This window comes from [Empedobacter] haloabium (assembly GCA_008011715.2).
Classification (GTDB): Bacteria; Pseudomonadota; Gammaproteobacteria; order Burkholderiales; family Burkholderiaceae_D; genus Rugamonas; species Rugamonas haloabia.
In genome coordinates, this window is sequence record CP136508.1 from 3939193 (window position 1) to 3953140 (window position 13948).

At 65.2% G+C, this 13948-nt stretch carries 10 protein-coding genes and 5 tRNA genes; 1 reads left to right on the forward strand and 14 read right to left on the reverse strand.

Going from position 1 to position 13948, the window contains the following annotated elements:
- Positions 1–42: 42 nt before the first annotated feature.
- From E7V67_017100 to E7V67_017115, 4 genes are all read right to left on the reverse strand, one after another.
- Entirely contained in the window at positions 43–1302 is a 1260-nt protein-coding gene (locus E7V67_017100; GenBank protein WUR11429.1) for an HlyD family efflux transporter periplasmic adaptor subunit, read from the reverse strand.
- Complete coding sequence (locus E7V67_017105) at positions 1299–4445, reverse strand: lantibiotic dehydratase (protein ID WUR11430.1); 3147 nt, start codon at positions 4443–4445, stop codon at positions 1299–1301. Before E7V67_017105 ends, E7V67_017100 begins: the two co-directional genes overlap by 4 nt.
- Before the next feature lie 33 nt (positions 4446–4478).
- On the reverse strand, positions 4479–5624 hold the full coding sequence (locus E7V67_017110) for a lanthionine synthetase LanC family protein (protein ID WUR11431.1): 1146 nt from the start codon (positions 5622–5624) through the stop codon (positions 4479–4481).
- Positions 5625–5702: 78 nt separating this feature from the next.
- Positions 5703–5954, reverse strand: a complete 252-nt coding sequence (locus E7V67_017115; protein WUR11432.1) for a hypothetical protein — start codon at positions 5952–5954, stop codon at positions 5703–5705.
- A 272-nt stretch (positions 5955–6226) separates the two neighbouring features.
- On the opposite strand from E7V67_017115, the gene E7V67_017120 reads away from it, so the two are divergent.
- Entirely contained in the window at positions 6227–7297 is a 1071-nt protein-coding gene (locus E7V67_017120) for a 2OG-Fe(II) oxygenase (GenBank protein WUR11433.1), read from the forward strand.
- A 1-nt stretch (position 7298) separates the two neighbouring features.
- Here the strand turns inward: E7V67_017120 and E7V67_017125 are convergent, their stop codons facing one another.
- The 10 genes from E7V67_017125 to uvrC all read right to left on the reverse strand — a co-directional run bounded on the left by E7V67_017125 (position 7299) and on the right by uvrC (position 13946).
- On the reverse strand, positions 7299–8702 hold the full coding sequence (locus E7V67_017125; GenBank protein WUR11434.1) for an MBL fold metallo-hydrolase: 1404 nt from the start codon (positions 8700–8702) through the stop codon (positions 7299–7301).
- On the reverse strand, positions 8692–9561 hold the full coding sequence (locus tag E7V67_017130; protein WUR11435.1) for a 2OG-Fe(II) oxygenase: 870 nt from the start codon (positions 9559–9561) through the stop codon (positions 8692–8694). The genes E7V67_017125 and E7V67_017130 overlap by 11 nt, the downstream gene beginning before the upstream one ends.
- A 163-nt stretch (positions 9562–9724) precedes the next feature.
- Positions 9725–10621, reverse strand: a complete 897-nt coding sequence (locus E7V67_017135) for a rhodanese-like domain-containing protein (protein WUR11436.1) — start codon at positions 10619–10621, stop codon at positions 9725–9727.
- Positions 10622–10672: 51 nt separating this feature from the next.
- Positions 10673–10748, reverse strand: a tRNA-Gly gene (locus tag E7V67_017140).
- Between the two features lie 41 nt (positions 10749–10789).
- Positions 10790–10863: transfer RNA gene (locus E7V67_017145), tRNA-Cys, on the reverse strand.
- A gap of 58 nt (positions 10864–10921) precedes the next feature.
- A tRNA-Gly gene (locus tag E7V67_017150) sits at positions 10922–10997 on the reverse strand.
- Between the two features lie 39 nt (positions 10998–11036).
- Positions 11037–11112 (reverse strand) — tRNA-Gly (locus tag E7V67_017155).
- A 74-nt stretch (positions 11113–11186) separates the two neighbouring features.
- Positions 11187–11262: transfer RNA gene (locus E7V67_017160), tRNA-Gly, on the reverse strand.
- A gap of 105 nt (positions 11263–11367) precedes the next feature.
- Positions 11368–11952, reverse strand: a complete 585-nt coding sequence (gene pgsA, locus E7V67_017165; protein WUR11437.1) for a CDP-diacylglycerol--glycerol-3-phosphate 3-phosphatidyltransferase — start codon at positions 11950–11952, stop codon at positions 11368–11370.
- A gap of 143 nt (positions 11953–12095) precedes the next feature.
- Positions 12096–13946 carry an excinuclease ABC subunit UvrC gene (gene uvrC, locus E7V67_017170; GenBank protein ID WUR16302.1) on the reverse strand — a complete coding sequence of 617 codons (1851 nt, stop codon included), beginning with the start codon at positions 13944–13946 and terminating at the stop codon, positions 12096–12098.
- Positions 13947–13948: the final 2 nt, after the last annotated feature.

The window sequence follows — 13948 nt, forward strand, 5'->3', positions numbered from 1 at the left end:
CGTGCTTCCACATTCTTTCGCGTTGCCGGCGAGCGACGCATGCTAGCGGTCCGACCGGACCGCATTCAATTCGTAAAACGGTACGAACAACCACTGATACAGGCGGCGGGTTTCCGACAGAATATCGGCGTCCAGCAGCATCCCCGGCGGCAATGGCCGTTCGACTCCGGCGACGAGTATCGTCTGCCGTGCCAGTTCGACCACGATCTCGTACTGCGCGGCAGGCGGCTGTACGGTGCCGGCGTTCAGCGCGACCGTGACCGCGACCGGCGCGCGCGAGATCGAGACCACCCTGCCCTCGGCCAGCCCGAAGCGTTGATACGGGAATGCCTCGTAGCGCAGCTTGACCTGGTCGCCGACGGCGATAAACCCGATGGCCTTGCTGGGCGCATACAGGCGTGCCTGCAGCCGCGAGCCGGACGGCACGATGCTTGCCAGCGCCGTGCCTGCCGTCACGGTCTGGCCTGCCTCCACCGCGATCCCGGTCGCGACGCCAGCGCGCGGCGCGACGATCACTTCGCGGCGCCGCAATTCGGCCGCGCTCCAGTCCTGCCGGTTCTGCGACAGCTGCCGGGTCAGCGCAGCCGCGTCGCTGGCATGGCGGGCCTGAAGATCGGCCAGCTCGTCCTGCTTTTCGTCGATGCCGCGCGACACAACCATGCGCTCCCGCTGCAGCGCGGTCAGCCGGCTCTTCTGGTCAAGCAGCTGCCCCTGCTTTTCCTTCAGCAGTTCGCCCGAAACATAGCCGGTGTTGAACAGCTCCTGGTAACGCGCGGCGGTCGCCGCCTCCAGCGTCAGGCGCCGGCCCTGGTCGACGATCTGCTCGTCCGCCCTTGCCAGTTCATCGCGCAACTTGCCGATGGCGCGCCCGATACGGCGCTCCTGGTCGCGCAGCACCTCCTGTTTCGTGGCCAGTTCCGCCTGCACGGAGTCGCGCCTCGCCGCGAGTTCGCGGCTGATCGCCATCTGCGTGTCGGCCTCGGTGCCGCTCTGGCGTTCGCCGGAGATTGCGTACATCGCCTGGCCGGCCCGCACGGGCTCGCCTTCGGCAACGTAGCGCTTGACGACGATGCCGGCCTGGTTGGTGTAGACCTGGACCAGGCCCGCCGCCGGCACCAGCCTGCCGCTGACCGGCGTGCGGCGCGTGTATTCGCCGCATCCCAGCAGCAGCAACAGACCCGCCAGGACCGCCGCGGTCAGGCAGGACACCAGTCGCGCCGAAGGCGGCTGGATGACGACGATATCGCCCAGCCAGTGCGGCTGGTTGGCTTCGATCGCTTCGCGCCGGAACAGCGAACTCATGCCGCAGCCGCCAGTGCGCCCCGCTCGCGGCCCAGGGCGGAACGGTACAGCCGTTCCAGCGCGTCGTAGACCAGCACTTCGTAGCCGCGCGGATGGTGACCGAACAGACGGATGCAGCACATGTGCAGGTGGCTTTGCAGGACCCGCTCGAATTGCGGGGTGTCGAGCTCACCTGGTCGTGCCGTCCGTGCCTGCGCGAACAGCGCGCGCCGCCGCGCGCGCAACGGGGCCGCTGCCGCGAACGCCGCGGCCCACCGGGGCGCCGGCGGCTTGTCGTCCAGCAGGTCGAACAGCGCGGCGCGTTGCATGCGGAAATGACGTCCCAGCAGATCGCGCTGATAGCTGCCAAGTCCGAACTCGGCGCGATAACTCTCGGCCATATGCCGCGCGATGCGATGCCGCACGTCGGGCGCGCAGCCGAAGTCGGCGATCAGTGCGGCACACGACCACACGGCAGCTTGCCACCGCGCTTGCTCGCCCGCGGCACTGTGCGTCAGGAGCGCGAGAGCCAGCTCGCTGTCGATGCCGAACAGCCGTTCCGACAGCGGCAGCAAGGCCGCTCCGCCGTAGCGCGCCATTTCGCGCTGATACGGCGCGAACGCATATTGTGCAATCCGTCCGGCCCGTTGCTGCGCGTCCAGGGCGAGGACGAATTGCGCCATCACATGGGCCAGCGCAGCCGGCGTTGCGACGAAGATGCGCAGGCGCAGGTGGTGTTCCGGGTCGGCGTAGCGGATAAAGAACCAGTCCTGCAAGGCCCCGTCGCGGCGCAGTGCCCGCAGCAAGGGAGCGCAATGCTCGACCAGGAAGTCATCGGTGTCCGCCACGGCAAGGTAGATCTTGACGAAGACGACTTCGCCCATCGGCGCGAGCGGCAGGTCGCGCACCGGCAGCGGCGGAGCCGCCACCTGGGGAGCGACCTTGCTCGTGTGCGCGAACGGCAACAGCACCTCGTGCCGTACCGGATGGCGGCCTGACTGATGGCCGACGACCTCGCGCAGGACCAGCCGGCGCCGGCGCATCAGGATGCGGTAGAGCTGCTCCAGGTCGATCGGGTCGGTACGGTCGAGCAGCAGCGTATTGTCGAATTCCTTCAGTTCGACCAACGCCGGGACACCCTGGCTGTCGAGGTGTGCGGAGAAGGCGGCCCGGCTTTGTTCCGCCGTGGCGCCCTTCGCGACCTTGTATTGGCGCGGTTCGATCAGCCAGCGCGCCGGCGCCAGCACGATATCGTCATATTCGATACGCGGCAGGAACGGGTACTCGACAAAGAAATTGCTCCACCCGAAGTGAGCGAAGTAGCGCGGGTACATCCCGATATTGCGCAGGAATGCATAGGCCTTGGTGCTGCTGCTGTGCTCGACATTATGTGCGCAGGTCATGTGCGGCATGATGCGCCGGTCCAGGCTGCGCGACCACAGCTGCATTTCGCCACCCACGACGGCGACATCGATGTCGCTCAGCCCGATTTCACTGTCGGATGGGCGCGCATCGGCCTCCACCAGGTTGATGCGATAGGGCCACAACGCCGGACGCGTCATGATATTGGCCATATGGCCGGCTGGGCGGTAGCAGATTTCGGCGTGGATCCAGTCCGGATTCTCGTCCTGCGTGGCGCGCGCCATCGCTTGCAATGCATCGGCCATCGCCGGCTGCGCGTAAGCGAAGCGGCCCGACCACGAGCTGACCCCGGAATTCGAAATGCCCTGCAGCCAGGTGCGCGGCGCGGCGCCGTCTCCGGTGGGCGGCAACACGGTCATGATGGCGAACAGCTGGGAGGGGAAGACCTTGCCGCGCGGGCGCAGGGCCCGCACTTCCTCCGCTGTGATCCGGATGACCTGTTCGCCGGCCGTGCCGTCCATCCGCAACAGCTTTCCGACGAGAAAGCGGTCGAACGGTCGCATCGGCCCAGCCGGGGATCGTTCGCCAGCGCCGACCGGACTGTCGATGCCGAATTTGCGCAGCATCTCGTGGTTATGACTGTGGTCGTCCGATCCGAACAGCATGTCGTCTTCCAGCAGTTCGCTCAGCGGCACCCGGCTCTTGCCGTAGCGCCGCTCGAACTGCTGCGCCATGATGTCCAGCGACGTCTCGCGCTCGCTGAAGCGCGACACCAGCAGACCCAGCTCGTCGGTCACGTGATCACAGTAACCGCGGTCCAGGCGGAAGTCGGCATCGCGGAAGCTGTCCACGCGCAGGCATGTCTTCGCCGCGGTGGCGGGCAGAAGTGCCTGCAGCGTGGCGTCAAGCCGGCGGTAATCGTCCAGTTCGACATGTTCGGCACGGTTGAGCAGGTCCAGTTCCGCCAGCACGGCCAGCAGGGTGGCGCTGACATGGGCTTCGCCCGGTATCTCTCCCAGGGCCGTTGCCAGCGCCCGAGCCGGATCGTCCGCCAGCAGGTCCACGCCCAACGTGGGCAGCAACACGCGGGCGGCGACCAGGTCGTCGACCAGTGCGCGCGCCTGCTCCGGTGCGAGCTCCGGGCAGGCCTGCAGCAACCGTTGCGCCAGTTCAGGCGGCGTGCTTGCGGTCGTGGCGCTCAACGCCAGTACTTGCAGGATCGCGGGGTGGGCATCGATTTCAGCCAGCTGGTAATTGCGGCCGTTGGCCTGCGTCGCGACCCAGTCGGTATATTTCAGCTTGCCATGGGCGGCGTACACGGAGCGGTTGCCGAGATAACGCAGCGCCGATGCCCGCGCCGCGATCGCCCGGTCGCACAGCGCATGCAGGAACGCCGCGTCGATGCGCACGTGCCGGCGCCCGGAACCGTCGCCAGCGAAGCCTGCCACAGGCGTCGGCCCGGCCGCCGCCTCGACGCGCCCATGCGATACCGTGGCGAACATTCCGAACGGGGTGGCACGGAAGCACATGCGGTTCAAGTAGCGCTCGAACGCCAGCAGCACCTTGCGGCCGTTTTCCGAATCGGCATCCCAGCGACCTTCGCTCATGCGTGCATGCAGGTTGGCGCTGGCGAGGTAGATCGCTTCGCTGATGCGCGGCTGGCGGAACAGCTGCTGCGCCGCCGCTGCGCGCGCGGCCCAGCCCGGCCCCGCTGCGCGATACGCGGCCCAGGTTGCCGGCGCCAGGAATGGCGCGCGCAGGATAAAGAAATCTCCGTGGGAAAACCGTACTTCAGTAGTCATGTCGATCATCGATTGAGTGCGCGTGGCGCTTGTTCAGAAACCCATGCAGAGGCAGACGTCCCAGTGGTGACGCCCGCGTGCCACGCCGTCCTGCAGCGCCAGCAGGACACCGCCACTGCCTTCCAGCAAACCGGTGTGGCCGGCAAGTGGTTGCGCGCCGTCGGCGATGGCAGCACGCCACGCCGCCATGCGCCGCAGATAGACGGGTTCGGCCCGCTCGCGCGCCATCTTGCCGACCAGATGCAGTACGCCTGCGTGCCCATGGCACAGCGCGTGGTCGGCCAGCCCGAACGATTCGTCCGGCTGGGCCAGGCGCTCGGCCACGAGCACATGTGCCGTCTCGCCGAGCGCCGGGTCGGACAGCGCGGCGCCGGCGGCGTGCAGTGCGAAGCCAACGCTGAGGTCGCCATAGCACCAGGCAAGCCGGCTGCCGCCGCGCTGGCTGCTGTAGTAGGGATAGCACGCGCCGTCCACCGGCTCCCCCCGCAGCGCGACCAGGGCGGCAGCTCCCTCGCGCAAGTAGCGGGTGGTGTCGCCGGTAGCGAGGCCGTGGCGCAAGGCGCCCGCGAGCAGCAGCACGACGCCGGGCAGGCCATGCGCCACACCCAGGTCGACATGGCCATGCTTACGTGATTCGGCCGGGGCGAGCGGTCCCAGGAAACGGCCTGCAGTGCGCCATACGCGGCCGGCGGCGGCGCTTTCGGATTGTTCGGCCAGCACCGACTCGACGGTGCGGTACAGTTCGCGGGCAGCGCCGCCGTCGCTGCGCATCAGCGCATACGTACCGATGCCGGCGAGGCCGGTGATGAGGTCGAAGCCCAGCGACGCGTCGCGCCGCGCGACGTACCCGGCGAGCAGCTCGTCTATGTCCGCCACGAAAGCGGCGACCGGGGACGGCAAGAGCGCGGGATCGACGGCGTGCGCGTATTCGAATGCATACAGAATTCCCACCAGCCCCGTCCACAGCGTCACCGGCAAGTCGCGCGATTGGACCGCGGCCACCAGTACCTCGATCGTTTCGGCGATGCGCGCACGGCGCGCGGCGGTCGGCGCCAGGCCGTACAGGTGTGCCTGCAGCAGCAGCGTCCCGGCCGCGCCGTTTGCCAACGATATTTCTTCCGGCCGGGCCAGCATGGCGTCGTGCTGTGCCTCTTCGGTATTCAGGTCTGCAGGGCTCATTGCGTTGTCAACTTGGTTCTGCGGTGGTTCTCGAAAATTGCCGGATGCCGGCGCCAGCACCCGGCAGCTTGTTACCGATCAGTCACCCGAGTTCGGGCAGCAGACGCGGTTGGCCGTCGGCGGGCAATTCGTCGACCGCAGTGGACATTGCTCCGTCACGCAAGGGCAGTCCGACGGGATGGTGTTCGGCTTCGGGGGCGGCGGTGGCGGGTTCTTCGGCGCGCCGCCGTTCGGGTCCTCGTCGCCGTCTTCGCTTGCACCGCCCACCAGTTCAAGCTCGCTCATCGAAAGCGTACGCAAGGTACGCTTGTGCAGTTCAATTTTTTCCATTGGATACCTTAAAAGGTCTTTTCAAAAAGCGAACCAGTGCAGGCCACTCATCGTTTCTTCGATTCTGGCTTCCGACGAGCGGAACGAGTCAAAGCTCCAACTGCAGCCCGACATGGTCCACCGTGTTGCCCAAAAAATAATGGGCTGCGCATGCTAACAAACCCACGCCAGGAAGTAAATAAAATAATTACCGAAAGTCCAGGCATGGAAATTTGGGATTTATTCCAGTACTATAATGGCGCCTCCTGCCCCATACTAATCGAACCTTATTTATGAAACGTGAAACGCCGGCCGCAGACCAAGCTATCCAGATTCTCGATGATATCGTTCCCCGCGAACTTTACCGTTCACTCGTCGAATCCTCTCTTACACTGGACTGGCAATTCGGCTGGAAAACCATGTCGAACCCGCATATGCGTTACTGGCATCACGAAGTCGGCTATGGAACGAAGGAAAACACGGAAGACTGCATGGCCCAGGTCAGCCGTCACCGGCTGGCGGTGTTCGGGCTGTACCAGACATGGCTGACGACGCACGTCTTCCCGGCCGGCACGCGCATCCTGCGCTTCTATCTGAACGGCCATACGTACGGCTCGGAAGGCTGGCCACATACCGACAGCGACCGCCCCGGCGAAGTGACCACGGTGCTGTATCTGAACGAACAATGGCAAGCCGGCTGGGGCGGCGAAACAGTCATCTACGATGCCGCCGGCGATATCGCCTGCGCCGCGCTGCCCCGCCCCAATCGCCTGGTGATCTTCCCCTCCGACCGACTGCACGGGCCGCGGCCGCTGTCGAAGGCGTTCGACGACTTGCGCGTCGTGCTGGTGGTGAAGGTGGCGCTGCCAGCGGCCGACGCGGCAGACGAGCACGAGCCGGACCCGGCCCTCGTGGCATTCCTGCGCGATGGCGGCTGCGCGGGCCTGGCGCATTCGGGACGGGATCTGCTGACTCACCTCATCGGCACCTACCGGATCCTGCGCCGGCGCGGCGCGGCCGAGGCAGTCTGCCTTGCGGGTTTGTTCCACAGTATTTATGGGACGTCGATCATGCACTGCACGCTTCCGCTCGAGCGCGCCGCGGTACGGGTGCGGATCGGCGAACATGCCGAGCGGCTGGCCTGGTTGTTCTGCATGATGGACCGGCCGCGCTGCTGGGCACTGCCAGCCACGGCAGTGCCGCTGCGCACCGGTGCGCGGGTCGTGGTCGCCGCCAACGACTGGCGCGATCTACGCCTGATCGAGGAAGCCAACCTGACTGAACAAGGCGTGCTGGACACCCGGCGCTGGGACGCACTGACCCACGCCCCGGACACGGCGGGGGCGCAGTCGGATCGGACTTGATTTACGCGGCCGTGCCGTCGGCAATAACGGCTCGGCCGAACGGGACCGCACTGCCGATATTAATCTCGGCAATATCGCAATCCACTTGCATGGCGGCCAGGCAATCGCGCAACTGGCTTATCAGGGCGGCCTGATTTTTCGACGGGTGGTTTATCTCACCCCACCAATCGGCATAGGGAATAAACCTCCTGCCGGCACATGCAGCAATTAAATCGGCGACGCCCGACGGTCCTAATGTCAGGCATTCCGATTTCAGGTCCGCAAAATTCTCCGCGTCGGAATTTGTAAGGCATGCCCAATATGTTCCAGACCCTGTAATATAGGTAGGCATCCTTGCATGAAACTCGGCCAGATTCGAAGCGACATGGTCGACGGGGCCGAATTGGCGCAAAACACGGGTCGCCACATCTTTCATATTACCAGCCACCTCATTGCCGGTATCGACGACAAACCAGCTGCGGTCCACCGGCGTTTCGATCAAATAGGTATTGCCGATATTGCGCAGACGCGGATCGCGCATGCCTCCCCGCGAGCGCGGCTGTTCGCCGTAGAACGGCAGGGCCGTTACCGTCATGTCGCCCAGGCGGAGCGCGGTTTCCCACCAGCGGGCTTCGATGATCGTCGTGAAACCCATCGCGCGCAATGGCGCGACGAACGACGGCGTCAGGATATTGGTCTGCGCGACCCACGGCACCACGACCGGAATGTGGCGCGGGAAGAAGGCCAGCGACGACGGCTCGAAGTGGTCGCCATGGGAATGGGAGATGAGGATGGCCGAACAATGGCGCGCCGCCTGCAGCAGGGGCCAGTCGTCGGCGCCGCCGCCATAACCGATGGTATGCAACACGGGATCGATCAGCACCGATCGCCCGCCGTGCGCGTACAGCAGCGACGCGTGCTGCAGGCGGTGAATGCCCGCCCCGACAACCGCAGCTGGCGCCCGCTCCTCGGTCGGGCTCAGGCAACCCGCCTGCTCCAGTGACGCGACCAATGCCGCCGACGGCGGCTCCGTGCGCTGGTCACCTGCCAACCACAATAATGTGTCCGCCGCGAGCCTGACCATGGCGGCGTCCGGCAGCGACAAGTAAAGCCGTTCGGCGTAGGCATTGTCGCGGCGCTCGTCGACCGACACCACGAGCGTATCGAGCGGCGGGTCCTCGGGAAACAGCCAGGCCGGCCGCGGCGCGAACGTGGCGGCGGGATCGCGCGCATCGAACGTGAAGAAATGATCGAAACGGGGCAAGGTGGCGGCCGCCATGATTGCCGAACCGAAGTGTCCGGTCGCCACGGTACGGTCTGCAATAGCTTGCACGATCACGCTCAAGGCGGCCTGGTCATCCGTGTGCGCCTGGTTGATCAGCCGGAACGCACAATGGGGCGCCAGCCGCTTGCGCTCAGTGCTCATGCTTCGCTCGCGCTACCGGACCTTCACGGAACCACTTCGTCATGATCCATTTCTCGCCGCCGCGCACGGGATCGCCGCCGTGCAGGGTGCCGCTTTGCGCGCTGGGGATCGGGTAGGCAAAAAACAACGCGCTGCCCTTGCGTGGCATCACGCGCATGCCGAGGTTGGCGAAGTAGGTGGCACCGCCGGCTTCAGGCTGGCGCAGATAGATGATCAGCGTCGCCAGGCGCTGGCCGCCGAACTTGAGCTCCTTGTCATAGTAGCGCGACTTCTTCATGAAGAAATCGTAGTGTGGCTCGAACTTGCCGTTTTCCCGGTAGCGCTGCACCTGCAGCGGTTCGCCCCACGCTTGCGGCCACGCCGTCAGCTCCTCGATGCGGCGCTCGACCACGGCCACGACCGGCGAATCCGTCGTGGCCAGCCCCATCACGTCACAGTCGCGGACACTCTTGAGCAATACGCCCTCGACATGCCCGGCGTCGTAGACGGTGGCCTCTTCCAGGGACGCCTGCGCCACCTGGCAAAGCTCGTCGCACTCCTCGTCGCTCAAGAAGCCATCCAAGAGGACCATGCGCGGCGTGCATTGTTCGAAGGCGATGGTCACGCGACGATCCGCCAGCTCGATCACCGTGCGCTCGCCGCTCGTGTCTATTTCCGGCAAGGCGGAGCCATCGGCCGTGCAACCTGGCGGCAGTCGGCAATCGTTGCCGCCGCAGTCCAGAACCGCCTCGACGATGCGCTGCGCGACATGCTGCGAGTAGCCGCTCTGCACCGCCAGCGCGATGACGATCTGGGAAAAATTCTTGCCGTCGGCATGCTGCCGTTCTACGTACTGCTGCAACTCTTGAAGATAATGCAATGCTACCCCGTTGGTGGACGCCTCGCCCTTACTGCAAATGCAGTGGCGAATGAGAGTGATACGCATTCATTAAATGAAATGCGACTGCGCAGCGGCGCACCCGGTGACCTCATCTGAACACGTGGAACCGACGGCATTATGCCAGAGCAAAATAGCAATAATTCTATCGATTTGTCACGCGACAACATCTTTCGGGCCGGCTGGATTCGTGCATGCCACTGTCGCTCCACTCGAACCACCCACCGTCGTACACGGCAATGTCCGGCCACCCCATCAGCCACGCGTAGTAGAACGCCAGCGATGCGCGCCAGCCGGTGCCGCAATAGAACGCCGTGCGCAGGCCGCGGCGGATGCCCTGCTCGCGCCACATCGCCTCGATGGCTTCGCCCGGCAGCATGCGCCCGGCCGCATCCTGGTAGTCGCTCATGCTGTTGACGTCGCCCTCGCGCCCCGCCCTGCCCCAGCGCGCGCCGGGGATGTCGCCGCGCGCCCTGATGTAGCTGTAGCCGGACGTGACGCCCGTGTGCTCGCTCCAGGTGCGGATGCTGGCCAGCACGGCATCGTCGCGCGCCAGCAGTGCGCGGGCGCCGGCCATGTCGACCAGGAAGTCGGGGCGGCCGGGGAACGGCGCGCCGAAGCTGGTGGCGCGGCGTGGCGGCGGCTCGCCCCCGGCGGCGGCGCTGCGGCCCTCGGCCTGCCACGCGGCGAAGCCGCCATCGAGCAGGCGCACGTCCGCCACACCCGCGTACAGCATCAGGTGCGCGGCGCGCGCCGCCGCCAGCGTGCTGCGGCCGTACAGCAATACCGTGCTGTCGTGGCGGATGCCCAGCGCCAGCAGGACCTCCAGCAGGTCCGCGTCCGGCACCTTGTTGAACAGCGGTGGCGCCTCCAGCGCGGCGGTATCCAGATACCGGGCGCCAGGAATGTGCGCGGCCCGGTACTGGGCATGCGTGCCGCAACCCACTTCGATCAGCAGCGCGCCAGCCCGCACCTGCGCGGCCAGGGCGGCAGGCGTCAGCAGGTGCGCCAGGCGCGACGGCGGGTCATGGGGTGCGTTCACGGTGCGTCCGAATGCAAAAAGGGCAGCCACACCGGCTGCCCTTCTTCAATATGGAGCGGGAGAAGAGTCTCGAACTCTCGACCTCAACCTTGGCAAGGTTGCGCTCTACCAACTGAGCTACTCCCGCATGGAGCTGTTACCACAATAAAGCTTTTACCACGATGACCTTGGAGGCGAGGACGGGAGTCGAACCCGTCTAGACGGCTTTGCAGGCCGCTGCATAACCGCTTTGCTACCTCGCCAGAGGAAACTTTTACTGCCAGACCCCAGCGCGGTTAACCGCTGCGACCCTCTAAATTCTGGAGCGGGAGAAGAGTCTCGAACTCTCGACCTCAACCTTGGCAAGGTTGCGCTCTACCAACTGAGCTACTCCCGCTTGGAGTGTGTAACTTTTTTGCTACTCCGGTCTTTCGACTGGAGCGGGAGAAGAGTCTCGAACTCTCGACCTCAACCTTGGCAAGGTTGCGCTCTACCAACTGAGCTACTCCCGCATTTCAGGAACCGCATTATCGCAGAAACATCCGTGAATGCCCAGCGAATTGTTGCCATAACTGCTCGCAGACTTTGGAGCGGGAGAAGAGTCTCGAACTCTCGACCTCAACCTTGGCAAGGTTGCGCTCTACCAACTGAGCTACTCCCGCATCATCGCAGCACTTACTTCCTGCTACGCTTTTTTGCTGCGTCGTCATCAACAACAGGCCAGCATTATAGAGGATCAATTCCGGCTGTCAAGGGCAACATTGCATTCAATTCAAAGTTCCCGCTTTTTCCTTGATCAGTGGCCAGGCCTTCTTCAGGTAATAGAACATCGACCATACCGTCAGCACGCTGGCCAGCCACAGCAGCTTCTCGCCCCAGAAGCGCGTATCGATGGCGCCCAGCACGACGTCGTAGTACAGCAGCGCGGGAATGGCCGTCATCTGCGCGGCCGTCTTGATCTTGCCGATGGAATTGACGGCCACCGATTTCGACGCGCCGATCTGCGCCATCCATTCGCGCAGCGCCGAGATGGTGATCTCGCGGCCGATGATGATGAAGGCGATGATCGCGTTGCAGCGGTCCAGCTGCACCAGCACCAGCAACGCGCCGGCCACCATCAGCTTGTCCGCGACCGGGTCGAGGAAGGCGCCGAACGCGGAGGTCTGGTTCCAGCGCCGGGCCAGGAAACCATCGAACCAGTCGGTGACGGCAGCCACGATGAAGACCAGGGTGGCGGCCAGGTTGCGGTCCTGCAGCGGCAACCAGGCAGGCGGCAGGTAGTACACGCCGACGACCAGGGGAATCAGCGCGACGCGCAGCCAGGTCAGCAGGATCGGAATATTAAATGGCATAACGGCGGGGCATAAAGCAAGGCATGAGGGCAGCGTCTGTGAAATGGCGCATATGAAATTTTATCAATGCGCCGCTAGTCTACCCTGCCGCCGGGCACAATGCCAGCAAGCACGATACGTTGAGGTCCGCCTTGCCGTGTCCGTCAGTGCAGGCGGCGATAGATTTCCTCGGCCAGCTTGCCCGAGATGCCCTCGACCGACATCAGATCTTCCACGCTGGCATTGGCCACCCCGCGCAGGCCGCCGAAGCGGGCCAGCAGGCGCTGGCGCCGCTTGGCGCCGATGCCCTCGATCTCCTCCAGCTGCGAGGTCTGGCGCGCCTTGGCGCGCTTGGCACGCATGCCCGTGATGGCGAAGCGGTGCGCCTCGTCGCGGATCATCGCCACCAGCATCAGCGCGGCCGATTCCTTGCCCAACTCCTGCGGCGCGCGGCCGTCCACGAAGATCAACGTCTCGAGGCCCACGCGGCGGCCCTCGCCTTTCGCCACGCCGACGATCAGGCTGATGTCCAGCCCCAGCTCGACGAAGACCTGGCGCGCCATCTCGACCTGGCCCTTGCCGCCGTCGATCAGTACCACGTCCGGCATCACGCCATCGCCGTTTGCCACTTTCTCATAACGCCGCATCAGCACCTGGCGCATCGCCGCGTAATCGTCGCCCGGCGTGATGTCGTTGATGTTGTAGCGACGGTACTCGCCGTTCTGCATCGCGTGATGATGGAACACGACGCAGGAGGCCTGCGTAGCCTCGCCCTGCGTGTGGCTGATGTCGAAGCACTCGACGCGCAGGGTATCGAGGTCGTCGCATTCGATGCCCAGCGCGTCGACCAGCGCGCGCGTGCGCGACTGCTGCGAGCCCTGTTCCGACAGCAGCCGCGCCAGCGAGATCTCGGCGCCTTTTTGCGCCAGCTCCAGCCACTGGCGCCGCTGGCCCTGCGGCTGGAACAGCAGGTTGATGCGGTGGCCGCACTGCTCCTGCAGCGCGATCATCAGTTCCGGCTGATCGAACTCGATGTTCAGGATCAGCACACCCGGGATGTATTTTTCCGTGTAGTGCTGCACCAGGAAGGCGGCCAGCACCTCGACCTCGATGGCCTGTTCGGCCACCGCCTCCGCGTCCATCACGTGGGTGGGGAAGTAGGCGCGGTCGCCCAGGTGGCGCCCACCCCGCACCATCGCCAGGTTGACGCAGGCGCGCCCGCCCTGCACCACCACGGCGATGATGTCCACGTCGGCGTCGCCCGTCGTCTCCATGCTTTGCTGGTGCAGCACTTTCGACAGCGCCTGGATCTGGTTGCGCACGCCGGCGGCCTGCTCGAACTTCAGGTCGGCCGCGTAGCCGTGCATCTTCTGCTCCAGCTCGGCCATCACCTCGCCGGTGCGGCCGCGCAGGAAGCGCGCCGCGTTGTTGACGTCGGTGCGGTAGTCCTCGGGCGTGATGGCGCCCACGCAGGGCGCGCTGCAGCGGCCGATCTGGTTCAACAGGCACGGGCGCGTGCGGTTCTGGTAGACGCTGTCCTCGCAGGTGCGCAGGTGGAACACGCGCTGCAGGATCTGCATCGATTCCTTGACGGCCCACGCCGACGGGAACGGTCCGAAATACTGGTTCTTCTTGTCCACCGCGCCGCGGTAGTAGGCCATGCGCGGCACGTCCTCGCCCGTCAGCTTCAGATAGGGGTAGGACTTGTCGTCCCTGAACAGGATATTGAAGCGCGGCTGCAGCGTCTTGATCAGGTTGTTCTCTAGGATCAGCGCTTCCGCTTCGCTGTGCGTGACCGTCGTCTCCAGCCGGGCGATGCGCTCGACCATCATGGCGATGCGCGGGCTCGCGTGGTTCTTCTGGAAGTAGCTGGACACGCGCTTCTTCAGGTCGCGCGCCTTGCCGACGTAGAGCACCTTGTCCTCGGCGTCGAAGTAGCGGTACACGCCCGGCAGGTTGGGCAGCTTGGCCACGGTCGCGAGTACCTGTTCGCGCGCCGTGATCGAGGGTTGCATCG